The organism is Moorena sp. SIOASIH, assembly GCF_010671925.1.
Lineage (GTDB): Bacteria > Cyanobacteriota > Cyanobacteriia > Cyanobacteriales > Coleofasciculaceae > Moorena.
Genome location: NZ_JAAHIH010000003.1, coordinates 921,496 through 944,014 on the forward strand (window position 1 = coordinate 921,496; position 22,519 = coordinate 944,014).

Sequence of the window (22,519 nt, forward strand, 5' to 3'; positions counted from 1 at the left end):
ATAATTTAGAGAACTAAAAACTCCTAATCCTCAACCAAACACAACGATAGCTTTTTTCTCGGCTTTCGATAAAACTCAATCATCCAGGTGAACAATCGCTCCATTATCGATTGGTTGGTTAACAGTTCTAATCTAGCAAAGCCACCAATATTTCCTCCATTGATTTCGCTAATGCACCAGTTACCCTCATCATTCATCAAAAAGTCATATCCCAAGGTATGTATACCCCGACAGCGATAGTGTTCAACGGTGGCGTCAATTGCTTCTTTTTCTTCAGAGCTGATATCTGATAAGAAACATTCTCCATCTACGCTGACATTATGGACCCAATGACCACTTTTCGAGCGGCGGATATAGGCACCGTAAATTTCCCCATCTACCACAACAATCCGCTTATCTCCCGCATCAACTCGCTGCAAGTATTGCACAAATTGTAGTGGTTTGCTTTTGGAACCTTTTAGATAATTCATCACCTCCGAAAAGTGAGTAAACTCCCTGGTACCTGCAAAGGGATTATCCACTAAAAAATGACCATTATGATACCAAATTTTAAAAACTCCTCTACCACCACAACTATTATATCGCTTAGCCACAATAACTTGGTGCTTTTCAAAAAAAGTCAATGCTTCCATCCAGTTACCAGTTACTACCATGTATGGTGTAAATTTGCTAGCAACCTTTAGCAGAAATTCTTGCTGAATTTGCTCATGAATTCCCGTAGGACTGTTGACAAATTTTACAAAAGGTTCCCACAATCGTAGTCTATCTAGATATCCTTCAGGAAAAGGCTTTAAAGTGCGACAAAATACCAAGTCAAACTCCTCTAGCGATCGCCAATCCCGGACTTGTGAATCTAATTCGAGAAAGGTAGTGTAAGGTAGTATTTCCTTCACCGGAGCTACCTGAATCAATTCAGTATTTGCTCCTTGGGTGAAGACGCCCTCCGTAGGGATGTGGAAGAATTCAAATCGTTCGTCGAGGGCTAGCCGTTGGTAAAAGATGGGTATGTCCAGTAACGGACTAGAGTATCGAGAAGGATTGCAAATGGAAAGTAATTTCATATTACATTACTTCTTATATTACTTCTTACTTTCATTAAATTACAAGTTGATTAAACTATACCGATTGCTAATTCTTTTATAATCATTTTATTTAAATTATCATACTGATGAGGTACAAAAATTTTTGTCCCTACGGTGCGCTTTCCGTGATGGCGAACGCGCCCCGCGTGACCTACGGTCAAGGGATTGCTCGCCATCACGGGTCGCACCGCTCCCTACTCCCTACTCCCTACTCCCTACTCCCTACTCCCTACTCCCTACTCCCTACTCCCTACTCCCTACTCCCTACTCCCTACTCCCTACTCCCTACTCCCTAACAACTCCTAGTAACTACCTCACTGAATTTAGAACTGCTATCTACTTACATAGAGGCAGAACTTTCCCCTCTAGCTGCAATTTCCTGTGTTGGTTGGGGCTGTTGTTTACTAAAGTTAGTTATCGACACTCCAATCATGATCACAATAAATGCTATTACTTGCATCAGCGAAGGGCGTTCTCCATTGAGAATTAGCGCATAAATCACACCAAATACGGGAGATAATACAGTCCACTTACCCACCGTCTTGGAGTCTAACTTTTCGAGGGCAGCGTACCAGAGAAATTGGGTAATCACGATGATAATTAGCGCATAGATACTCATCACCATCCAAAGCTGACCTGAAAAGACATCTCCAAAATGAGACGGACCAAATAAATAACTAGCGATCGCGAAAAATATTACAGCTGATATAAAGTTACGGCTGAAGACAATTACCGACAAACTATTGTGTTTAGAAAGGGTCAACTTGCCGATAATCGACGTGACTGCATACAAAAAGGTTGATCCCAGGATTAAAAGGTCTCCCTGATTGATTTGATAATTACTGCTTGTGAAAACAATAGCAACAATACCGACGCCAATCATAGAAAAGCCAATCCATTCCCATTTCAGAATACGCTTGCCAAAGAAAATTGCTCCTGCCAGAGCATAGAGTACCGGTCCAAATCGCCCCAATAAGACCGCATTGGTGACAGTAGTGTGTTGTAGCCCCAGGAAAATCAGTGCAGACAGTAAGGCTGCTAAACAACCATTAATAAACAGTCCCAGAAGCAGCTTTACATTCAACTTTCGGAGTTCATTTAGAATAGGAATCGCTCCAAAAAAAGCCACCACTGCCAAAGACGCACAGAGATTGCCAACAAACAGAACGTTACAAAACGATATTGGTGTTTCCTTCCCGCCACTGAGCATACTAGCGTTTGCAATTAGGAAAGCAATCACCGAGGGTCGCAATGCTGCCAGGGCTCGGGAGACAACTAGCAGCAATTTGGGATTAAGGTTATTGATACTATTGGCAATCATTTCCGTTATTGAGGAAGAGTGGTGTATTCTTTCCTAGTAAAGCATTAGTCCAGTAATCCGAGGAATGGGTAAATCAATGACTAGGTAACACGTAAAAGGGGGGGGATAGGAATACCTAAATCTATCCTTTTCTGTTAATACATATATCAGATCATTTGTCAAATCCTCTACAAGCGTGGGGAATCGGAAGAGTGTGGGTAATTCCGTTACCCATCGATTGCCCATCATCCCCAGCTTTACTGAGTCACCAGCTCATAACTTTCCGGGTCAGCTTTGAGGACAAACATATCCCCATATTGAACTACTTCCCCAGTGATGCGGATAGGGTCAGCTACCTTATCCAAAATCCGGGAGTTAACCGCCTGGTTTTGCCGATCTACTAGGAGCAGATAAAGATTATCCCCCTGCTGATTGTACACGAAGAACACCGGAGGAACACCACCACTGATGCAGCGAATAGCACAGGAGCGATGGGTTTTAGTTTGTCCTGGTTTCATCACCCCCGGGTAGCATTTACTGTCTACAATCTCTCCTAAGAGGGAGAACTCACCCAGAGATTTACCCGCATCCGGTTTCACTGCTCCCGAAGGAGGGTCAATTGCCTCTGCAGAGCGAGCTGCTATCACCGTAAGGTTGTTGCGATAAACTGGACTACCGGTTAGCTTGACCCACTTTCCCACTTGATCCAAAACGCTGGACTTGGGTGAGGTTTTTCCCGGACCCGTGAGCAAGTAGCGAGAGTAGGGGGCTTGGGAGGAGGTATCCCCTGGACGGGGTACCAGCAAGTGAGGAACAGGTTGTCCTAACAGCAACCCTTCAAACTCTTGAGCCTTATTGACCTTTCCAGAATTAAACTGGTCATGAATTAAGGGGAAGACAGCCCCTAGAATCAGAATCACCAGGGCTAGGACGGGAATCAATATCAACAGAAACCGTTTGATAGCGGTCGGCACCTTACCATAACCGATATAAAATTCATCGGTGTTTTGACCTTCGCTGTTGGTAGTCATGTCTGTTCCTCCATGGCGATTACAGCAGGGCTGACGCTCGTCCCAGGAAGGTTCGGTATAGTTTTCACCAAAATGCGATCGCCCTCTAATTTAATATCAAACGTAGGGATTTTTTCTGTAAAGGGTGGGGGGGAAGCACCATTTTCTGGCAGATACTGGTAGCCGTGCCATGGACAGGTGATGCAGCCATCCACAATTTTTCCCTCCCCTAGAGGGCCATTCTGATGCTGACAAACGTTGGAAACAGCAGAAATCTTACCGTCATACTTAAAAATTGCTACCCGCTCGCCCCCGAGAGTGACTATCTTAGCTCGCTTTTCCGGGATTTCTGCGATGCTGCCCGCATCCACAAATTCTTCGTTTCCTGTAACAAGGTCCTGATTGTCCCGCCCGAACTCCCGAATCCCTGCTGCCAAATGCACTCCCACAATCCACACTAGTCCAACACCAACAGCAAGGGTCAGAACTGGATGCTTGTTAGTTTGCAGTGCTCCGAGCAGGACATGACCTGTCAGTAGTCCGTAGGCAAGATAAACACTCATATGTAAACCTTTCCAAACCGGAGCCGTTAGGTTAGCCAGCCAGAAATCGTGGCTAGTGGCTGCCATTAGGAACAAGATCACCAGGGGAACAAATCCCAAAACCTGGAAGGGAAAGCGAATAAAGGTAAAATAGTTAGTATTGCTCACAAACAGACTAACCAGAGGTTCGAGATTGCCGAAGTCGTGGTACCATTGCAGGCCAAGGCGGGTGTGCTGGAGAGCTAAGAAGAACATCGTAACCCCCATATGACGCCGATTGTAGAGGAGGGGATAGAATTTTGGACTCAGGCGAGTTAGCGGACCAATGGATAAAATCACATGCAGCAGGATGAAAGCAGCTGAGCCAAAGGCGCGAATCCTGACTCCCCTGATGTCGATGTTGCTATCGAACCACTGGGTAACATTGATGAAAAGTACAATATAAAGGACAACTAGGCTCAGAAGGATAGCATCGTAAATAAACTTCTGGCGGTTCCACAGAACAGCTTTATAGGCAACACTCATTGTTTTCCTAAAGGTTAATTGCTATTGCTATAGCGGTTTTTAAGCTAGTAAGGTACAAGTTTTTGGCTTTTAGAGAGCAGGGAGCAGGGAGCAGGGAGCAGGGAGCAGGGAGCAGGGAGCAGGGAGCAGTAAAGTCGGAAGAGGAAAGAGGTAAAAAGTTTTGTGTACCTCATTAGGCTAAAAACCGCTATATTGCTCATTAGTCATTAGTCATTAGTCATTAGTTATTAGTTATTATTAACTATCAGTAAACCTTCGTTTATTTACTAAGCACTAATAACGATAAATTCTAGTCATTTTGGCTGGCAATGGTAGAGCTGCAATCAGCTTTTGTTGGCCCTGGCTGTAGATCAGCAAATGTCCCGCTTTGCCTCGCACACTGGGAGGAAGCAAAAATTGTTTACGAGATAACCCTGCCAGATTGCCTAGCAGTATAGAGCGATCGCTAATTTCTGTGGGGGCTTCCTTAGTAGCTTCCCAATACAGCAAGGGGTCAGGAACTTGGAGCAAAGAAAGAGACTTCAGTTCCATGACCAGTTTGCCTTGGTAATTGACAAAGGTTTCAACATGAAACCGAAATGTTCCATCGTTAAGTTTAGTTGAGCCAATTGCCTTTCTGGGTTGGGTTGGTGTCACGAAGCCTGCCTGTGTAAATAATTTATTGGTAGCTACATCCACTGGTTCGTAACTAGGACGCAGTAAAATCCCTGCCAAGAAGCACACTGGTAGGACAACTGCTAGTACCACAAAGGAGTAAAAGTGAGTTTTACGGCGAGCGAGAATCATGGCATTTCCCTTTCAGGTCAGTCGTTTAGCCGATATACGGTGAGCATTGCGTTCAGTCGGAAGAGTTTTGCCTCTCAACAGGCGAGTGGCAAACATCGGCCAGAAGGCAGTCACACCGGGAATGATCATAATGCGAAAGCCGATCGCCCATCCATGGACATTGGGATCAACCCGTTGCACCCCAAAGATGACGAAAGGAACCGCAAAAATCAAACCAGCGACCAGGTAAACGCGGAACAGTTTTATGATCCACTCGACCATAGCAATGGTGAGGCTTTCCATTTTTATACTCTTGAGGAGTGATGGATATGATTCAGTTTATACCAAGCTATGACAATGGGTATCTGTTTCTTCTTTAAGATTAGGTAATACCGGAGAATCTGTCTGCCTGAAAAAATCGTATGTTTTTGACACTCCCACCTGGAGAGACGACAGACCTCTCAAGGCTAGGTTTGTTGAGATAAAGGGCGCTCACTATACCAAGAAGCTTGTCCCGAAAAAATCAGGCAAAAGCAAGCCAAAAGGCAATCTTGACGATTAAAAACATGAGCTAGCAGCCAAACCCAACACCCAAGCCGAGTAGCTAATCAAAAGCTGACTGCATGTAGTGTTGTAGAATCAGCTTATATCCTGCCACCAATACCGGTTGAGCTAGCTCAACGATCTGACTTTCGATCTCTTGATCTGTGGTTGTAGACTGTAAAGGTTGGCTCAGGCTCTGGCAACGGACAAGAGCAACATCAAATCGGCAGGGTAAATTAGCTAAATCTGGATGTTCTGACAGAAACAACTCAGCTGTACGCCGGAGTTTAGCTTGCTTTTGTGGTGTAATCGCTCTTCGACCATCGGCATCCCAATTCCCTCGACTGCGAGTTTTAACCTCGACAAAAGCCAATGGCATCGGGTTTCCTTTGGCAATTAGGTCAATCTCTCCCCATCGACAGCGCCAGTTATGGTTTAGGATCACCCAGCCTTGGGTTTGTAACCACCTAGCGACTAACTTCTCTCCTAATTGCCCAACCTTAGCCATCTTATGATTGTAAAGTCAATTGTATCACTGGTATCTTGATTATGATAGTTGTAATCGTTATCAATGTTGTGCTCTCCCTGTTGTGTCTATACGCTGCTTGCCAAGTGTGGCGATTGGGACAGTGGCTTTCATCTATCGCTAATCAGTTGGAAAGGGTTGAACGCGGTATCTCTAAAAAGTTATATAGTGCTCCCAAGGCAATTGTTCTTGGACAAGTAGGTATTCATGGTTTGAGAGAGGAGTATCAACAATTACAGGTTCAGCTACACACACTCAAGCAAATTTTTCTACTGTTGGGTATGCTTCAAAAAATTGGAGGATTTAGGTGGCGCTTTAGTAATAAACCGACCAGCAAGAACAGCTTACTTCCTCAAGAGCGATCGCACGATTGATCTGCTTGTGACTAGTATCGGGTTGTTGTATTCCCACCATAGCCCTCACCAATCCTTAGGGGCAACTGAGATCACCCTCACCGTACCTCCCGTGAGAAACGCCACACTCCTACCCTACTAACTACTGATCAATTATCAAGCTACTTGTAGGATAATAAATCAAAACCATTTAGTATAAAAGTTTTATCCATCCCATTTATCTAAAACTGTTGGAGGAACACAAATCAAAAGATGTCAAAAAAAAGTGCTGGAGTATTTATCGGTGGCATGCTATTGGGTAGTGCCGTAGGAACAGTGGTAGGGTTGCTAATTGCCCCCCGTACTGGTCGCGATACGCGCAAGCTATTGAAAAAATCGGCAGATGCCTTACCCGAATTAGCCGAAGATCTTTCTAGCAGTGTACAACTACAGGCAGATCGCCTTTCCGATTCGACACTGCGTAACTGGGATGATACCCTAGCTCGACTAAAGGTAGCGATCGCAGCAGGTCTTGAGGCTTCTGTGGCTGAAAAAGCTTCTGTGGCTGAAAGCGTAGAGCCAATAAAGTCCGAGTCGGAAGTTGCCGCAGAGTCCAACTCGTCCGCTAATCAACATTAGCTTTAGGGTACCCGGACGGGGGGTAAGAAGGTCTACTTCTTGTTTTGGTGTTGCCGATTGGCCAGATGTCATGGGTTTTTTCTTACTTCCCCTTCTTCCGCTTCTTCCGCTTCTTCCCCTTCTCCATAAATTATCCCCCTACAAGTGCAACGCCCTGTTTTTGTGTGGGTTAGCCGACTCGCGAAGATCGGAAATGGAAAAATTTATCCTATGCTGCAAGTATTAGTCAATAATATCACTAAACGTTGTCAAATACGTTGTAAAATGTCACGAAAACTGATAGCATAAAATTGATGAGAGCTGATTTGTAAACGGAGCTATAAACATTGCGGTTCAAGGCTTTCAGTAATTCGGCCTAGTTTGCCCCCTGTTACCTTAAATCCATATCTGTCAAGGTATTTGATCTATTAATATTTACTTGATAAATTAGCTTTGAAAGTTTGGGCGAGCTTAATGCTGTTTTTTCAAGGGTGTTTTTTCAACACTTCAAGAGGTGCGACCCCTGGCGAATTTAATTCGCCAAGGTCAAGGGCACCTAATGCCTAGTCAGTTAAGTTGACTTAAGCTTAATTACTGCAGGCGAGGGCTTGATCAAAAAAGTCGTAAACTCCGATTTTCCATTGCCAGTTACTGAATCATAGCACAGGTTAACCTGTATAATAAATCAACGGTCATCACCCCTCTCCCCCATAGACGGGGCTTCCCAACATCCTAGGATTTTTTGTGATTGATCCTCTATTTTGGCTCGGGCTGTCCTTTCTGCTCGTAGCAGTTAGTTTAACCGCTGTTTTGGTAACGTTATTGCCTGCTGTACAAGAGTTAGCGCGGGCAGCTCGTAGTGTGGAAAAATTAGCTGATACCCTAAATCGGGAATTACCACCAACCCTAGAAGCCATTAGGCTGACAGGCTTGGAAATCAGCGACTTGACAGATGATCTTAATCAAGGAGTAAAAAGTGCTGGTCATGTGGTTCAACAGGTTGACCACAGTATTAGCAGTGCTAAAAACCAAGCCCAAAAAGTCAAAGAGAATACTCGTAATGTGGTTAAGGGTGTCAAAGCTGCCTGGAAAACTTGGAGGGGTACTTCACCAAAATCAAGGTCAATCGATTCCCTACCATCATCAGGTGCGACCCGTGATGGCGAGGGATTGCTCGCCATCACGGAAAGCGCACCTATTCACAGAAAAGCTCTAGAAATTCCTGAGACTGATCAACGCTCATCAGACGTTAATCAGCCAAGGCTCGGAGATAGTAACTATAACCATAAAGAGGTCAATGACGGGACTCGTGAAACCTCTGATTACGACATCCATGATAATTCCATCGATGATAATTCTTTTTAACGAAGGCAATACCAAGACTCGAACCTAAAGATTATACAGATTGAACCTCCCCACCCTTGAGAGGGATGGGGATTCCCAGGCACAATCTCTAAGAGACTGTTATCTCCGTGGGCGTGACTTTCCCCCGCACCGGAGGTAGCTGAGTGGGGTCAATTCCCAGTTTTTTGAGACCCCTTAGTTTTATGTTTACTGCCCCATTCACATCAGCATCATCATGATATCCACATTCAGTACAAACAAATTTTTCTTTCTTTCTGTTACTTTTGCTGATGTGATGGCATTTTGGGCATTTTTGAGATGTGTACTTGGGATTTATTTTTACTACTGGTATGCCTGACTTTGCAGCCACAACTTCTACCTTTTTGACTAGTTCTCCCCAAGCTGCGTTAGATATCGATCTATTTAAACCTCTTTTTGCCGACTGCCCATTGCGGTCATAACCACCCTTCTCATTGGGTTTAGGCTTGCACCGAGACTTCATTCCTTTAATATTGAGATCTTCAAATACTAAAGCATCTGCCCCATCAACTAATTGATTTGCTACATCCCAATGGTAGGCACTACGGTTATTTGTTATCCGCTCATGAAGAGAAGCAACTTTAGAATAAGACTTTTTTCTGTTACTAGACCCCTTCCTCTTTCTGCTAGCAGTTTTTTGCCTTAATTTTAAGCGCCTTTCCCTTCTCCTAAAAGCTTTTTGTTTGGCTGGATTAGCTATTGTTTTTCCATTAGAGAGACTTACTAATTTATTGATGCCTAGGTCGCACCCGCACACTTTCAGAGGGTCAATTTCGGTGTTATTTTTTACTGGAGCAGGTGGAACCGATTTGTCTTCGATCTGAAGGCTGGCAAACCACCCACGAGCTTTTCTACGAACAGTAACGGACTTTAAGGCAAACCCATCAGGAATAGGGCGGGAGTTGTGAAAACCAATCCATCCAATTCCTGGAAGGTATATCTTGTTTCCATTAAGCTTTACCTGACCAGGAGCATACTTAAAGCTCCTAAACCGTGACCTTCTTTTTGGCTTCGGATAACCTGTCTCTCCCTTGAAGAATTTGGCAAATGCAACATCTAACTGTCTTAGAGTCTGTTGCAAGACAGTTGAATGAATCGATTTGTACCAGGGTCTTTCTTTCTTAAGTATAGGAAGATTGGAACTTTGAGCTTCGTAAGCATTTCGTCTTGGATTTTTTTGGCTTTTCTTCCAAGGGTAGCCCACAGAGTGATTCTTACTTACTGAACAGGTCAACGGACACGCTTCTCCCCCACTTTTAAAGTCGCAATAATTACCTAACCTGGGAGCCTTTGCTTGATCGTAAGAATCATTTCTGTCTCTAAGTAGGTAATTATATTGTGCTCTCAGCATGTCTAACCACCGATTCATTACGGCTTGTTGTCGTTGACTTGGTTTGAGTTTATAAGAATATCCCAGTTGCATTTGTTCGACCCTTTCAGTGCTAATCTAATTATAGACCCCTGAAATTAGCTTGTCAAGTAAATGCCTGAAAAAATCAAAAGAAAAGTAGGAAGACCCAGATTGCACGAAGAAGCCAAGAAAAGTTACAGCATCAAAGCCACTGAGGCTGGCTGGCAGGGATTGAAGCGCCTAGCAGCTTGTTCTGGATTAAGTCTCTCTGAATACTTAGAGTTCTTAGGAAGGACTGGGACTCTGCCTAATTGAGAGGAAATTCATCCCCACCTTAAGAAGGATGGGGTATTCTTTCCCCTCAAACTCCCCTATTGATAAATAAATAATAAATGTAATGCCACCCTTGAGTTTATAAACTCAAGGGTGGCATTATACCGTTTTTGTTAATGGATGAGAAATATAGTTAGTCGGTATTTGGTAACTGGTAAACAAAAGCAGGTAAAAGTATAGCAATCCTATTAAAACATGCAGAAAAATCAGTCCGACTCTCGGCAGATTCTTCCCCATATTCCCTAACTGCAGTCATCTTGCCCATCTTACAACTGGTCAGATTAGGAAAGAAATTCCATTCTACTGCTGACATCACTCACAGATACATCGTGTAATACTGCAATCAAATCATCCCCAAAATACAAAGCTGTGCTACCGGGTAAGCCATTATCAGCCTCAAGCACATCATATTGATCCGCTACACCATAGAGCTGAATGATGTCTTGAGAATCTAAGTCATAAATCTTTGCATAATCCTTGTCACCCCCACCCTGGTAGAAAGAACCATCATCATCTCCTAGGAGAAAAGTATCTGACCCACCTCCACCAACAAGAACATCAATTTCACCATTACCTCGGGAATCATTTCCAACTCCATTGAGGGTGTCATTACCAGAACCTCCGATCACATAGTCGTTGCCAGAGCCACCCTTAAGCATGTCATTGTCCCGCCCACCGTCGAGGAAGTCATCACCGGAACCTCCCATCAAATCGTTCTTGCCAGAACTACCTTTTAGGGTATCATTGCCACTCCCACCATCAAGACTGTCATCACCCGAATCCCCGATCAAAGAGTCGTTACCAGAGCCACCCTCAAGGCTGTCATTTCCGTGGTCTCCTCTAAGGTAGTCATCGCCAGAGCCACCTTTGAGCGTGTCATTTCCCTTACCTCCTCTGAGACTATCATCGTTATTACCACCGTCGAGGAGGTCATCACCCGAACCTCCGCTCAGAGTATCATCACCTGAACTACCTTCTAGGGTATCGTTGCCCAAATCTCCTATGATCGAATCATTGCCAACACCGCCAGAAAGGGAGTCATTTCCCTGACCACCTCCGAGAGTGTCATCATTATACCCACCATCGAGAGTGTCATTGCCCCAAGTTCCCCTGAGAAAGTCGTTACCGGAACCTCCAACAAGACTGTCATCCCCAGAACCTCCTGAAATATTGTCATTACCCGAGCCACCAATTAGTGTGTCATTATCGCCATTACCCCAAATCTTATCATCACCATGACCGCCTTCAAGCCGATTATCGTAACGGTCTCCCCTAATCGATTTGCTTTCCCAATTCTGGTCAAGGACTTCGATAGTGAAAATTTTCTCGTAGCTTTCACCCCCCTGATCGGTGGTGCGGATTTTGATCGGGTGACTAGAGTTGATATCAAAGTCTAAGAGGCTGCCATCTTTGACTTTTAGTTGATTGCCAACAATTTCAAAGCGACCTTCAGGATCATCGAATAACTCATAGGTATGGGTATCTTCCCCATCCACATCACTAGTAGTCAGAGTAGCAATAGTGGTGCCATTATTACTGAATTCCTTGACACTGTTGCCATCAAGGGTGATATCCGTCGGAGCAAAATTCTGGTTTTCGACGTCAATGGTGAAAGTTTTATCGTAGCTTTTACCTCCGGAGTCGGTGGTGCGGATTTTGATCGGGTGACTAGAGTTGATATCAAAGTCTAAGAGGCTGCCATCTTTGACTTTTAGTTGATTGCCAACAATTTCAAAGCGACCTTCAGGATCATCGAATAACTCATAGGTATGGGTATCTTCCCCATCCACATCACTAGTAGTCAGAGTAGCAATAGTGGTGCCATTATTACTGAATTCCTTGACACTGTTGCCATCAAGGGTGATATCCGTCGGAGCAAAATTCTGGTTTTGGACTTGAATCGTGAACGTTTTCTCGTAGCTTTCACCTCCGGAGTCGGTGGTGCGGATTTTGATCTGATGACTAGAGTTGTGATCAAAGTATAAGAGGCTGCCATCTTTGACTTTTAGTTCATTGCCAACAATTTCAAAGCGACCTTCAGGATCATCGAATAACTCATAGGTATGGGTATCTTCCCCATCCACATCACTAGTAGTCAGAGTAGCAATAGTGGTGCCATTATTACTGAATTCATTGACAGTTTGGGCAGATAGGGTGATATCCGTCGGAGCAGTGTTGGTAGGTTGAGGCTCCTTTTGAACATACTGAACGTCGCTAATATTTATTGTGTCCGGAACAGTCATCTCTTCCCATACAGGTGCTGGACTATCCTGCTCGAAGGTAATGTTAAGGCGATCGCTTTGAGAAACTCGATAGTAGTCTTCGACGGTAATCGAACTATGCCAGCCTAGATCAAGAATCAGGTCATCACCGCTTTGGGTTTGGGTCACACTAGAGAAAGCATAATTGGAAAGATCTAAAGTATCTAGATAGTTCCAACCTTTAATAATATCATCACCCGTGGACACTCCAAATTCATAACCGCTAAAGATATTGGCCGCACTATTGGCAATGATGTAATCGTCACTGCTGGAGTTGATCAGATTGTGAATAACTGTATCGAATGCGATCGCAGTCCCAAATTTAGACGTAACGTATTCTCTTCCGCTTTCATCGGTCCTAGCTTTATAATAGCCACCATTGTAAGCGTCTTGGGTGGTTATAATACCCCCCTGATTCATATCAAAGTGGTAACCTGTATTCAAAAAAGCCAGGTTTGAAAAGTCTAAAGTATTTTCACCACCACTATCCCAGAGGGTTTGCTTAATTTCTTCGGTTGCACCATAATCCTCATTACCATCTGTGTAGTCATAAACCCTGTCAAAGGAGTAAGTAGTATCCCCGTGGTTATACTCCCTAGCTCCATAGATAGACTGTAATGCTTTAATGTCGTAAGTCATTGGGGTAATCGCTGATTTCCCAGCAAAGTTATACGACATTACTGTGTTGGTGGTATTGTCCTCGTTAAAGGGCAAAAATGGACCTTGATCATGCTCCTCGTATGGATTCGGATGTTTGAAACCCAGAGCATGTAATGTCTCGTGAATCAGGGTCATGTAGCCATGATTTCCTGAGTCGTCAGCAAATCCGTTCTTACCTGTCGTGTCGAAGGCTGGGTTCAAATGCACATCCCCGGCCACATCCCACCAATTGCCGACATTGAAGTTAAATCCCTCAGGCGAATAGGCATAGGCATAGCTCGGACCATCAGATACCATGTAGCGCAATAAACCATAGTCTGTTGTCGTATCTGCTACCTCATGGAAATCAACATCAAGGTATCTTTCCAGAGTTTCGAGGATGCTTCTGATATTGTCTTTGGTTTCTTCTGAGATCTCTGAAACCCCCGTTTCAGGTCCGTAATAAGAACCACTTTTATAGAAGCTATAGGTGATAGGTTCAGTGTCCCACTGGTAATCATCCAGAAGTGAATCAGCTGAGGAAAATGTGTTAGACATTGCTTTTAGTTAACTCTTACTGCTTGACAAAGCCTAGTTACGGTAAATAATTTGGCGCTCAGAAAAGTTCCTGATTGTTGATGGTTCATGTTTAATGGCTTATTACCAGTTGCCATGAATCGTGGCTATAACCCCATTCGATAACTAGTCAAACGCACTGAATTTCATAGGGGATTTGGGTTACAAACCATAAATTTTCCCTAGTTAAAATCCCTAATCTTAAATTCATCATGAAATATATCCGTTTACGTTCAAGGTTGATATGTGTATGTTTTTGGTTTTTTTTTGTTTATTTTTAAAGGCTTAGATGCAAATTTGAAAAAAACGTAAATCCGGACAAAAAACATTAACTTAACTTAATTTAATTTCAATAAATTAAGTGAGTATTTTTAAGTATTAACGATGAATGTTTATTTAAGGGTTTGATTAGCAATTCAACCACATTAACATCAGATATTGTTTTTATTTTAGTTGTGAATAGACTACCTTAGTTAAGATACAAAATAAAAAATGTAAAACGCAATAGGGGAAACAGCTCCAGGGTTTTATTGTCCACTAAAAAAAGACCTACTACGTTTACATCTCATTTATAAACCCTATAAATAAAGCCTAGGAATAGGGATAAACTATCAAAATTTACCAGTTTACGTCGAACTCCAATCCTAGTTATGTGAAGTTAGTATAAAGTTCTAACCAATAGATAGAGGCTAAAATCAGTAGTTTTTCTAGGTCACGGTTTATTGGTAAGCATTCAGCATTCAGCTTAAGCTTTTTTTTGTAGGTGATGTCGCCATGATGCCTTTTTGTTCGGTTTGTTCTGTTGCCAGCATCATGAATGGCTGATAGGTGGCAACCATAGGATGGGCTTAGTTGCGTAGGGTGCGTAGGGTGTGTTATATCATGTCAGGATAATTACCCTTAATAAAAACCTCCCCCATCTCCCCATCTTCCCCTCCTGGGAGGGGTTAGGGGTGGGTTCCCATCTCCCCATCTCCCCACCCTCCTCGCGCCCGGGCCTCTTAATTATGGGTATTCAACCAGACTTGATATTAGGGGCGGGCTTGCCCTCATCTTCAACCTCGTAGCCAGTGTTGCGACAGCCCGCCCCCTAACCTACCACCCAAGGGCGAGCCCTGATTTTCTTGGTAGCCAGTGTTGGGACAGTCGGTCCCGTAACGCACCACCTAGTAGGCTGAAGGGTTACGTTGATTAAGCCTGTCTTTCAAACATAGAGTCTTTCATCTGTGTATTCTGATTTCTCAAGCTTCCCCTGCCTAAGTTGTTGCTCAAGTCATTGAGTGGGGTTATCTTAGAACGGAATTGTACTCACAGTATGAGTGTCATTATTTGCTAAGGCTCATAATTGAAAGATGTTCAGACCCAAATTCTGGATCAATATAGGTTTTGTCGAACAGATAGGAGAATTTTTTGCTAAATTTAGAACTAAACCGGCTCCTAACACGGTATTTCCTACTGTATTTATAGGTTTATCTTTAGTTTTAGTCGCCTGTGCCCCCAAGGGTGGAGACGCTAAAAGCAATACGGTTACTATCCTGGGAGTAATGACAGGGGAAGGGGAGCAAATAATCGAACAGATACTAGAACCCTTCACTAAAGAAACGGGTATCAAGGTGGTGTATGAAGCCAGTAGTGATTTCGCCACCCTCCTACCTGTGTTGGTGGAATCTGGAAATGCTCCCGATCTTGCCATGTTCCCTCAACCGGGTTTGATGGCTGACTTTGCTAGGGAAGGTCAACTGGTACCTCTAGATACCTTCATAGACAAATCTCAGTTATCTGCTGCTTATTCTCAAAACTGGCTAGATTTGGCAACTGTCGATAGTAAAGTATACGGAGTGTGGATTAGGGCGGCGGTCAAAAGCTTAGTTTGGTACAATCGAGCTGCGTTTAAGGCAGCTGGTTACAAAATCCCTAACACCTGGAATGAAATGATGGCACTGTCCGATCAGATTGTGGCAGATGGCGGTGTCCCTTGGTGCATCGGAATAGAAAGCGGTGCGGCTACAGGATGGGTTGGTACCGACTGGATTGAGGATATTATGTTGCGCACGGTTGGTGGGGAAGTGTATGACCAGTGGGTTGCTCACAACATTCCCTTTAATCACCCAGCGGTTAAGAATGCTTTTGAGCAGTTTGGCAACATTGCCCTTAATCCTAAGTATGTGTTTGGTGGTACTGTTGGTATTATTAGCACTCCATTTGGTGACGCAGCCACACCCTTATTTGATAAGCCCCCAGTTTGCTATCTGCATCGCCAAGCCAGCTTTATTACTAGCTTCTTACCTAAAGATGTAGCGCTAGATAATGATGTGAGTATCTTTCTGTTACCGGGTATTAAACAGGAATTGGGAGTGCCAGTGTTAGTGTCTGGTATTGTGACTGCTATGTTTAAGGATACTCCAGAAGCACGGAAGTTGATGGAGTATTTATCAACTGCCCAAGCCCATACTATCTGGGCAAGTCAGGGAGATTATGTCTCACCCCATAAACAGGTTAGTTTGGATGCTTACCCCAATGACATTGTTAAACGTCAAGCGGAAATCTTAGCCAATGCGGATATGGTGCGCTTCGATGGTTCGGATATGATGCCAGGAGCCGTGGGTACCGGGACATTCTGGAGTGGCATTGTTGATTATATTGGTGGGACAGATGTGGATACAGTTCTGAAAACTATTGAGGACAGTTGGCCAGATTAAGTATGAGGAATTAGGGATTAGTCATTGTCAAAAAAAATATTTATTTAAAATCGCCTTCTAATGTTACTTTAGCACAATTGCCTGGGAAATCTGTAACTATAAGATACTGAAATCAAATTAAGTCAGTTATTCGCCACCATTTAGCGAAATGGACAATAGTGCCGTTTAGGGATTAATTACGATTAAATATCTGAGTACAATATCAGCACTTGCCCTTCGCTCCGCTGTAACGGCAATCCCTTGGGGTGTAAGCAGGAAGGATATAGTAGGATGTCAGTGACTACTATAAATTTGGCGTGAGGGTACTCAAGTATAGTTGGAGCAGTTACCGATTACCGATTACCGATTACCTTTGGATCTTCCATAATTGAGGAACACCGTAAGTTTAGGATTCCCCCTTTAGGCCAAACTCAAGTTTAAATAAGAAATAAGCTATGGATACTAGTCAGATTGATAAATTTGTTTCCTATTGCCAAGGTGAACAGCCACAAAGTGAAGAAGATATGAGACGTTTTTTTATAGGGGTTATTGGTTTTCCCTATGATAAGGAACTTCTATTACAGGCATATCTATTTTTCAAGATCAACTCATTATTTCCAACCTGTAGTCAGCTCATCCTGTTTGAAAAAGCCCTAATCCAAGACTATACAAATTTAGGTAAAGTAGATTTTGTTTATCTGAGTCAAAACAAAAATTTATTTTTAATTGAAACTAAATATATTGATACTGAAGCGACAGGAAAGCACGAAAGAACTAGAAGAAATAAGCATAGAAATAAGGTAGTGGAACAAGTCATTGATTGGAAATACAAATTGAGGGATTATTGGAATATATCAACTAACCAAATTCATTGTGGAGTATTTACAACCGATCCACAAGTAGGTGATCGTGCAAGTAGCACTGACATTATCGCTAAATCAATATCTATCTATGAACTGGAACTGTGGCAAAAAAATTATAAATTTTATAATTTAGAGCATGGCAATAAACGGGATTCGGTGAGAGATTTATATGAGGTGATCAAGTGATCAGGTGATCAGGTGATGAAGTGATGAGGCAATGAAGGATGGTATTGCTCAAAATAGTTACTTTCATTCTCGCCGTTGTCATAGGCTGTGGTGGGGTGATAGCTTTATTATATGCCATGAATGGCTTGGTAAATCAGCTACCCAATAAAACGCGATTGACCTTGGCCAAAAGGCCACGCTACGGGAACGGTCACGCTACGCGAACGCATTTTGTGGCTTGGGTATACTTAGCCCCTGCTTTAGCATTACTAACCGCTTACCTGATTCTCCCCACCCTCAATACTATCTATATCAGCTTCTTGGATAAGCGATCGCAAAATTTTGTGGGACTGGACAATTACATCTTTGCCTTTACCAACCCTACTATGCTAATCGCTTTTCGTAACAATGTCCTTTGGTTGGTCTTGGTAACAGGGTTTAGTGTAGCATTGGGTTTAATTATTGCGGTGCTGGTGGATCGGGTACGCTATGAACTCGTAGCCAAGTCTATAATCTTTATGCCAATGGCAATTTCCTTTGTGGGGGCTAGCGTGATTTGGCGATTTATCTATGCTTTTCGTCCAGCTGGCTCAGAACAAATTGGCTTACTCAATGGCATTATTACCAGTTTAGGATTTGAGCCTGTAGGTTGGTTAGTGGAGCGCTCGATTAATAATTATGCTCTGATTGTGATTATGATTTGGTTGCAGACAGGGTTTTGCTTGATTTTGCTCTCTGCTGCCATCAAAGGTATCCCCAAAGATATTATCGAAGCTGCACGGATAGATGGAGCTAGTGAGTGGCAAATCTTCTGGAAAATTACTATTCCGATGATACGAGGGACTATTGCTGTGGTTGTGACTACTGTAGTAATAGCGGTGCTAAAAGTCTTTGATATTGTCTGGGTGATGACCGGTGGTAATCAAAATACGGAAGTGATTGCGTCTCGTATGATTAAGGAAATGTTCAATTATCGGAACTTTGGACGAGGTAGTGCGATCGCAGTTATTTTATTACTAGTTATTATTCCGGTTATGATTAGCAATATCCGTCGGTTTCGAGAGCAGGAGAACAGCCGTTGATAGTAATATATAATTATTATTTGAATTGTGAACATACTCCCGCTTGGGAAAGGCAAGAGGCAAGAGGCAAGAGGCAAGAGGCAAGAGTTAATCAAGTAGCGATGCAGCAAGGGAACAGGTGAGCCAGTGAGGCCAAAGGGGATTTCCCCCATTCGCGACTGCATCAAGACATAGAAGGATTTTGGTTAAGGTCAAAAACGGTAATTATTATTTATTATTTCTAATTGATTTAGAAATGCTATAGTATTCAGATTAAAGTTAAAATTTGATTCTGATGGCGTCACCGAGTTAAGCAACTGTTCTAGCTATGGTTGAAATTCTATAAGGCTTGGGGTGATGCGATGCTCCTTTGGAGCCGCTTCGCGAACGCATCTTGCCCACTCGTTTTGCCCAGTTGTTTTGCCCACTTGTTTAACGACTGCTGTTGTGGGATTGGTTGCACAAAGCGCTTATCTTGGCAAAAAATAGACTAATTCCAGACATGACTTTAACCCAGCTATGGCACCAAAACCGCTCTTTGTAGCAAAATCCCAACACCTACAGCAATTCTTCTGGAAAATCCCGATTCATCTGACCCTGATTATCATCTCTTTGATCTGGACTCTACCCACTGTTGGCTTGTTCATTAGTTCCCTACGTTACCGAGATGATGTGCTCAAAACCGGTTGGTGGTCAGTCTTCCAACACCCCTTCAATTTCACCCAATACCACCTAGGTAACTATATTGATGTGATTACCTCCGAAGGGATGGGACAGGCATTTCTCAATAGTCTGGTTATCTCGATTCCCGCTACAGTCATTCCCATTGCGATCGCTACTTTTGCTGCCTATGGGTTTGCTTGGATGAAATTTCCTGGTCGCCAAGTCCTGTTTATGGTAGTAGTTGGCTTGCTGGTAGTCCCGTTACAGATGACTCTGATTCCGGTATTGCGAGTCTACGGATATCTAGGACTTTCCGGTACATTATTAGGTATTTGGTTAGCCCACACAGGCTATGGTTTGCCCTTAGGAATTTATTTATTGCGTAATTATATTGCTAGTTTGCCTCAGGAGTTAATCGAAGCAGCAGCAGTGGATGGTGCGTCTCATCTAACCATAGTTACCCAGCTGATTGTGCCTCTATCCATGCCTGCGATCGCATCATTTGCCGTGTTTCAATTTCTCTGGGTATGGAATGACTTGCTAGTTGCTTTAGTCTATCTCGGAGTTACACCAGACGTTGCCCCGTTAACGATCCGATTAACAAATATAGTAGGTTATCGTGGGCAGCAGTGGCATCTTCTTACCTCTGGTGCATTTATTACAATGATTGTACCACTGATTGTGTTTTTTGTTCTACAGCGGTACTTTGTGCGGGGGATTTTAGCCGGTTCGGTTAAGGGTTGAAACTCTTATCTATAGCAGTAGGTACTTTAGTCCTGGGTTAATGGGAGTAGGGAGTAGGGAGTAGGGAGTAGGGAGTAGGGAGTAGGGAGTAGGGAGTAGGGAGTAGGATTCACTTTATGTGAATTCCCACAAGCCAAAAACCCCGTGTTTTTAAACCGGGGATGTAGGCTCGCTGCGACTTTAGTCGCCGTGAAAAATATAGAGAAAAGACTTGTAATTTTTGTGCTAGGCGTGTTAGCCTAATCATATAACAGAAGAGGTCGAGTTATGATGATCATAATTGAGTTCAAAGCTTACGGGAAAAAAGCGCAGTATCAATCCATAGACGAAGCTATTCGGACTACTAAATTTGTACGAAATAGTTGTCTTCGTTTATGGATGGACAATAAAGGGCTAAGCAAGTACGACTTAAATAAATACTGCAAAACCTTAGCCAAGAATTTCCCTTTTGCCAATGAACTCAACTCAACCGCCCGACAGGCTGCGGCTGAAAGAGCATGGTCATCAATCGCTCGTTTCTTTGAAAACTGCAAGAATAAAATACCTGGAAAAAAGGGTTTCCCTAAGTTTCAGAAGCATTGTATATCGGTCGAATACAAGCAGTCAGGATGGAAGTTATCCCCTAACAAGAAATCGATTACCTTTAGCGACAAAAAAGGAATTGGGAAGCTAAAACTCAAAGGTACATGGGACTTGTGGCGCTTCGATAAGAAGTTGATCAAACGAGTTCGCATAGTCAAGAGGGCTGATGGTTACTACGTTCAGTTTTGCATCTCTGTCGATGTGAAAGAGCAATTAAAACCTGCTGACGCGACTGTGGGACTGGATGTAGGGCTAAAAGAATTCTATACCGATTCCAAAGGTAATACAGAACTGAATCCCCGTTTTTATAGAGCCGGGGAGAAGCGTTTAAAGTTTTATCAACGTCGAGTTTCTCGGAAAAAGAAAGGCTCATCCAATCGTAAAAAAGCGATTAATAGACTAGGTAGACAACACCTTAAAATAAGTAGGCAGCGTGAAGAACATGCCAAGAGACTGGCACGTTGCGTAATCCGATCTAACGATCTGGTCGCCTATGAAGATTTGAGGGTTAAGAATCTCGTTAAAAATCATTGTCTAGCTAAGTCTATTAATGATGCAGGTTGGTATCAATTTAGAAAATGGTTGGAGCACTTTGGTGAAAAGTTTGGCAGGGTCACAGTTGCAGTGAATCCTGCCTACACAAGTCAAAACTGCTCTGAGTGCGGTGAGGTCGTGAAGAAGTCACTATCAACCAGGACTCACGTCTGTAAGTGTGGTTGTAAATTAGACCGAGATTCGGCGAAGCCGACGCTACGCGAACACAACGCCGCAGTCAACATCCTTAATAGAGCTTTGGGTACGGTGGGGCACACCGGAACCTGGATCATCGATCCGAACGCTTCGGGAGATCTGACCTCTACTGTTCTTGGTTCCGGCCAGGGGCAGCAAGTCGGGTTATTGAACGAAGAATCCCCGTCTCTTTAGAGCGGGGAGTGTCAACGAGGGTGAGATTCAGGGCTGACCTACTTTAGGCAATTCCGCTTCATTGGAGAGAGCAAAATTATCTAAAGAAACCTTTGCTGAATAGGAAACCCCATCCCGTTGATACAAAATTAATAGGCTATTTGCGTTTAGAACCTTGTAACCCAAAAATCTATCTACTCCACTTACTACTTCCTGATAGTCATTACCATTGGGATGTGTAAATGCTATTGTCATACTATCATTGTTTGTTAATCTTCCATCACCATTGGTATCTTGTTTAATAAGGTTGTATAAAACTGCTATAACTGGTTTAGATTCAACCCTGTTATTAGCTCTATCATTAGTTTCTGAAATGAGGCTATCGCTAGCAATTAAATAATCATTTTTAGCAAAGAGCCATTTGCTTTTACCTGTTTCACTATCCAAAAACAAATAGTTTCTAGTTGAGCGTGTCGATTTGCTATAATAGGATTGGGTATAAGATTGGTCTGAGTAAAGCGGCACCATTAGATAGGTTGTGCCATCAACCTCCCTGAGATTACCCAGCTCCCACTCTTGAGAGCTTGAGCTATCGTCATTAACATTAACAATGTTAATCTCCTGGCGCTCTCTCGTAGTGCTTTTGACTATCTCGATAGCAGCAAAAGCCAAAACCGCTATTGCTAGCAATCCAGTAGCCATAATAACAATGGCATTAAAGCGCCACACAAAACGAAAAAATTTATTGTCTTCCATGTTTGTTCACCGTTGACAGCTGACGGTTGACTATTGACGGTTGACTATTGCTCTGAGGAATAAGACTCAAGATGAGGTAAAATTAGGTAATCTTATTACACTAGTCAATTTTTGGGAGAATAATATGATATCTGCAGCAATCGCTTACTTTGGAATTCTAGCTGCTGCCACTGCTGTGGCTTTGACTCTATTTTTTGGACTTAGAGCAGTTAAGTTGATCTAACTACTGTTGTTTCCAGAATAATCCAAGCAGTATGGCGGATTGAAACATTTAATTGTTTTGAGTATAGCCGCCTACTGTAGCGCTATAGTTAACCA

At 43.1% G+C, this 22,519-nt stretch carries 24 protein-coding genes; 13 read left to right on the forward strand and 11 right to left on the reverse strand.

Annotated elements, in window-relative coordinates:
- Window positions 1–23: 23 nt before the first annotated feature.
- Window positions 24–1,061 carry a hypothetical protein gene (locus F6J90_RS19355; RefSeq protein ID WP_293096922.1) on the reverse strand — a complete coding sequence of 346 codons (1,038 nt, stop codon included), beginning with the start codon at window positions 1,059–1,061 and terminating at the stop codon, window positions 24–26.
- Between the two features lie 107 nt (window positions 1,062–1,168).
- On the opposite strand from F6J90_RS19355, the gene F6J90_RS19360 reads away from it, so the two are divergent.
- Window positions 1,169–1,378: a hypothetical protein gene (locus F6J90_RS19360; RefSeq protein WP_293096924.1), complete on the forward strand. Its 210-nt coding sequence runs from the start codon at window positions 1,169–1,171 to the stop codon at window positions 1,376–1,378.
- 44 nt (window positions 1,379–1,422) lie between these two features.
- Here F6J90_RS19360 and F6J90_RS19365 read toward each other — a convergent pair whose 3' ends face one another.
- From F6J90_RS19365 to F6J90_RS19385, 5 genes are all read right to left on the reverse strand, one after another.
- A complete protein-coding gene (locus F6J90_RS19365) occupies window positions 1,423–2,403 on the reverse strand; it encodes a DMT family transporter (RefSeq protein ID WP_293096927.1) in 981 nt (326 codons plus the stop codon).
- 236 nt (window positions 2,404–2,639) lie between these two features.
- Window positions 2,640–3,413: a hypothetical protein gene (locus tag F6J90_RS19370; RefSeq protein ID WP_293096929.1), complete on the reverse strand. Its 774-nt coding sequence runs from the start codon at window positions 3,411–3,413 to the stop codon at window positions 2,640–2,642.
- On the reverse strand, window positions 3,410–4,459 hold the full coding sequence (locus tag F6J90_RS19375) for a Rieske 2Fe-2S domain-containing protein (RefSeq protein ID WP_293096932.1): 1,050 nt from the start codon (window positions 4,457–4,459) through the stop codon (window positions 3,410–3,412). The genes F6J90_RS19370 and F6J90_RS19375 overlap by 4 nt, the downstream gene beginning before the upstream one ends.
- Window positions 4,460–4,503: 44 nt before the next feature.
- Window positions 4,504–4,632 (reverse strand): hypothetical protein, encoded by a 129-nt coding sequence (locus F6J90_RS19380; RefSeq protein ID WP_293096935.1) that lies wholly within the window; start codon window positions 4,630–4,632, stop codon window positions 4,504–4,506.
- Between the two features lie 100 nt (window positions 4,633–4,732).
- The gene (locus F6J90_RS19385) at window positions 4,733–5,245 is read right to left on the reverse strand and encodes a hypothetical protein (protein WP_293096937.1); all 513 of its coding nucleotides are present in this window, start codon (window positions 5,243–5,245) and stop codon (window positions 4,733–4,735) included.
- 39 nt (window positions 5,246–5,284) lie between these two features.
- Between F6J90_RS19385 and F6J90_RS19390 the strand changes: the two genes are divergently transcribed.
- A complete protein-coding gene (locus F6J90_RS19390) occupies window positions 5,285–5,548 on the forward strand; it encodes a hypothetical protein (RefSeq protein ID WP_293096940.1) in 264 nt (87 codons plus the stop codon).
- Window positions 5,549–5,828: 280 nt separating this feature from the next.
- On the opposite strand, the gene F6J90_RS19395 is transcribed toward F6J90_RS19390, so the two are convergent.
- On the reverse strand, window positions 5,829–6,275 hold the full coding sequence (locus F6J90_RS19395) for a YraN family protein (RefSeq protein WP_293096942.1): 447 nt from the start codon (window positions 6,273–6,275) through the stop codon (window positions 5,829–5,831).
- 41 nt (window positions 6,276–6,316) lie between these two features.
- Between F6J90_RS19395 and F6J90_RS19400 the strand changes: the two genes are divergently transcribed.
- The 3 genes from F6J90_RS19400 (at window position 6,317) to F6J90_RS19410 (ending at window position 8,608) form a co-directional block, all read left to right on the forward strand.
- Window positions 6,317–6,667: a hypothetical protein gene (locus F6J90_RS19400; protein WP_293096945.1), complete on the forward strand. Its 351-nt coding sequence runs from the start codon at window positions 6,317–6,319 to the stop codon at window positions 6,665–6,667.
- Window positions 6,668–6,898: 231 nt separating this feature from the next.
- Window positions 6,899–7,264, forward strand: a complete 366-nt coding sequence (locus F6J90_RS19405; RefSeq protein ID WP_293096948.1) for a YtxH domain-containing protein — start codon at window positions 6,899–6,901, stop codon at window positions 7,262–7,264.
- A 723-nt stretch (window positions 7,265–7,987) separates the two neighbouring features.
- Window positions 7,988–8,608: a DUF948 domain-containing protein gene (locus F6J90_RS19410; RefSeq protein ID WP_293096951.1), complete on the forward strand. Its 621-nt coding sequence runs from the start codon at window positions 7,988–7,990 to the stop codon at window positions 8,606–8,608.
- Between the two features lie 88 nt (window positions 8,609–8,696).
- Here the strand turns inward: F6J90_RS19410 and F6J90_RS19415 are convergent, their stop codons facing one another.
- Window positions 8,697–10,049, reverse strand: a complete 1,353-nt coding sequence (locus F6J90_RS19415; RefSeq protein ID WP_293096953.1) for a transposase — start codon at window positions 10,047–10,049, stop codon at window positions 8,697–8,699.
- Window positions 10,050–10,109: 60 nt separating this feature from the next.
- On the opposite strand from F6J90_RS19415, the gene F6J90_RS19420 reads away from it, so the two are divergent.
- The gene (locus F6J90_RS19420) at window positions 10,110–10,292 is read left to right on the forward strand and encodes a hypothetical protein (protein WP_293096956.1); all 183 of its coding nucleotides are present in this window, start codon (window positions 10,110–10,112) and stop codon (window positions 10,290–10,292) included.
- Between the two features lie 299 nt (window positions 10,293–10,591).
- Here the strand turns inward: F6J90_RS19420 and F6J90_RS19425 are convergent, their stop codons facing one another.
- Window positions 10,592–13,768: a hypothetical protein gene (locus F6J90_RS19425; protein WP_293096959.1), complete on the reverse strand. Its 3,177-nt coding sequence runs from the start codon at window positions 13,766–13,768 to the stop codon at window positions 10,592–10,594.
- Between the two features lie 1,370 nt (window positions 13,769–15,138).
- Here F6J90_RS19425 and F6J90_RS19430 point away from each other — a divergent pair.
- The 4 genes from F6J90_RS19430 (at window position 15,139) to F6J90_RS19445 (ending at window position 18,696) form a co-directional block, all read left to right on the forward strand.
- The gene (locus tag F6J90_RS19430) at window positions 15,139–16,485 is read left to right on the forward strand and encodes an ABC transporter substrate-binding protein (RefSeq protein WP_293096961.1); all 1,347 of its coding nucleotides are present in this window, start codon (window positions 15,139–15,141) and stop codon (window positions 16,483–16,485) included.
- A 434-nt stretch (window positions 16,486–16,919) separates the two neighbouring features.
- The gene (locus F6J90_RS19435; protein WP_293096964.1) at window positions 16,920–17,513 is read left to right on the forward strand and encodes a hypothetical protein; all 594 of its coding nucleotides are present in this window, start codon (window positions 16,920–16,922) and stop codon (window positions 17,511–17,513) included.
- Window positions 17,514–17,551: 38 nt separating this feature from the next.
- Window positions 17,552–18,574: a sugar ABC transporter permease gene (locus F6J90_RS19440; protein ID WP_293096967.1), complete on the forward strand. Its 1,023-nt coding sequence runs from the start codon at window positions 17,552–17,554 to the stop codon at window positions 18,572–18,574.
- On the forward strand, window positions 18,571–18,696 hold the full coding sequence (locus F6J90_RS19445; protein WP_293096970.1) for a hypothetical protein: 126 nt from the start codon (window positions 18,571–18,573) through the stop codon (window positions 18,694–18,696). The genes F6J90_RS19440 and F6J90_RS19445 overlap by 4 nt, the downstream gene beginning before the upstream one ends.
- 197 nt (window positions 18,697–18,893) lie before the next feature.
- Here F6J90_RS19445 and F6J90_RS19450 read toward each other — a convergent pair whose 3' ends face one another.
- The gene (locus F6J90_RS19450) at window positions 18,894–19,016 is read right to left on the reverse strand and encodes a hypothetical protein (protein ID WP_293096973.1); all 123 of its coding nucleotides are present in this window, start codon (window positions 19,014–19,016) and stop codon (window positions 18,894–18,896) included.
- 56 nt (window positions 19,017–19,072) lie between these two features.
- Here F6J90_RS19450 and F6J90_RS19455 point away from each other — a divergent pair, with 56 nt between their 5' ends.
- Window positions 19,073–19,960 (forward strand): carbohydrate ABC transporter permease, encoded by an 888-nt coding sequence (locus F6J90_RS19455; RefSeq protein ID WP_293096975.1) that lies wholly within the window; start codon window positions 19,073–19,075, stop codon window positions 19,958–19,960.
- Window positions 19,961–20,230: 270 nt separating this feature from the next.
- On the forward strand, window positions 20,231–21,466 hold the full coding sequence (locus F6J90_RS19460; RefSeq protein ID WP_293097847.1) for a transposase: 1,236 nt from the start codon (window positions 20,231–20,233) through the stop codon (window positions 21,464–21,466).
- A gap of 27 nt (window positions 21,467–21,493) precedes the next feature.
- Here F6J90_RS19460 and F6J90_RS19465 read toward each other — a convergent pair whose 3' ends face one another.
- Complete coding sequence (locus F6J90_RS19465; RefSeq protein WP_293096978.1) at window positions 21,494–22,201, reverse strand: hypothetical protein; 708 nt, start codon at window positions 22,199–22,201, stop codon at window positions 21,494–21,496.
- A 124-nt stretch (window positions 22,202–22,325) separates the two neighbouring features.
- On the opposite strand from F6J90_RS19465, the gene F6J90_RS19470 reads away from it, so the two are divergent.
- Window positions 22,326–22,424: a cytochrome b6-f complex subunit PetL gene (locus F6J90_RS19470; RefSeq protein ID WP_293096981.1), complete on the forward strand. Its 99-nt coding sequence runs from the start codon at window positions 22,326–22,328 to the stop codon at window positions 22,422–22,424.
- Window positions 22,425–22,519 lie beyond the last annotated feature (95 nt).

Bases quoted from the DNA above. Each gene is read 5' to 3' on its own strand.
- F6J90_RS19355 (WP_293096922.1), bottom strand. From the start codon at position 1,061: ATGAAATTACTTTCCATTTGCAATCCTTCTCGATACTCTAGTCCGTTA.
- F6J90_RS19360 (WP_293096924.1), top strand. From the start codon at position 1,169: ATGAGGTACAAAAATTTTTGTCCCTACGGTGCGCTTTCCGTGATGGCG.
- F6J90_RS19365 (WP_293096927.1), bottom strand. From the start codon at position 2,403: ATGATTGCCAATAGTATCAATAACCTTAATCCCAAATTGCTGCTAGTT.
- F6J90_RS19370 (WP_293096929.1), bottom strand. From the start codon at position 3,413: ATGACTACCAACAGCGAAGGTCAAAACACCGATGAATTTTATATCGGT.
- F6J90_RS19375 (WP_293096932.1), bottom strand. From the start codon at position 4,459: ATGAGTGTTGCCTATAAAGCTGTTCTGTGGAACCGCCAGAAGTTTATT.
- F6J90_RS19380 (WP_293096935.1), bottom strand. From the start codon at position 4,632: ATGAGGTACACAAAACTTTTTACCTCTTTCCTCTTCCGACTTTACTGC.
- F6J90_RS19385 (WP_293096937.1), bottom strand. From the start codon at position 5,245: ATGATTCTCGCTCGCCGTAAAACTCACTTTTACTCCTTTGTGGTACTA.
- F6J90_RS19395 (WP_293096942.1), bottom strand. From the start codon at position 6,275: ATGGCTAAGGTTGGGCAATTAGGAGAGAAGTTAGTCGCTAGGTGGTTA.
- F6J90_RS19400 (WP_293096945.1), top strand. From the start codon at position 6,317: ATGATAGTTGTAATCGTTATCAATGTTGTGCTCTCCCTGTTGTGTCTA.
- F6J90_RS19405 (WP_293096948.1), top strand. From the start codon at position 6,899: ATGTCAAAAAAAAGTGCTGGAGTATTTATCGGTGGCATGCTATTGGGT.
- F6J90_RS19415 (WP_293096953.1), bottom strand. From the start codon at position 10,049: ATGCAACTGGGATATTCTTATAAACTCAAACCAAGTCAACGACAACAA.
- F6J90_RS19420 (WP_293096956.1), top strand. From the start codon at position 10,110: ATGCCTGAAAAAATCAAAAGAAAAGTAGGAAGACCCAGATTGCACGAA.
- F6J90_RS19425 (WP_293096959.1), bottom strand. From the start codon at position 13,768: ATGTCTAACACATTTTCCTCAGCTGATTCACTTCTGGATGATTACCAG.
- F6J90_RS19430 (WP_293096961.1), top strand. From the start codon at position 15,139: ATGTTCAGACCCAAATTCTGGATCAATATAGGTTTTGTCGAACAGATA.
- F6J90_RS19435 (WP_293096964.1), top strand. From the start codon at position 16,920: ATGGATACTAGTCAGATTGATAAATTTGTTTCCTATTGCCAAGGTGAA.
- F6J90_RS19440 (WP_293096967.1), top strand. From the start codon at position 17,552: ATGGTATTGCTCAAAATAGTTACTTTCATTCTCGCCGTTGTCATAGGC.
- F6J90_RS19455 (WP_293096975.1), top strand. From the start codon at position 19,073: ATGGCACCAAAACCGCTCTTTGTAGCAAAATCCCAACACCTACAGCAA.
- F6J90_RS19460 (WP_293097847.1), top strand. From the start codon at position 20,231: ATGATCATAATTGAGTTCAAAGCTTACGGGAAAAAAGCGCAGTATCAA.
- F6J90_RS19465 (WP_293096978.1), bottom strand. From the start codon at position 22,201: ATGGAAGACAATAAATTTTTTCGTTTTGTGTGGCGCTTTAATGCCATT.
- F6J90_RS19470 (WP_293096981.1), top strand. From the start codon at position 22,326: ATGATATCTGCAGCAATCGCTTACTTTGGAATTCTAGCTGCTGCCACT.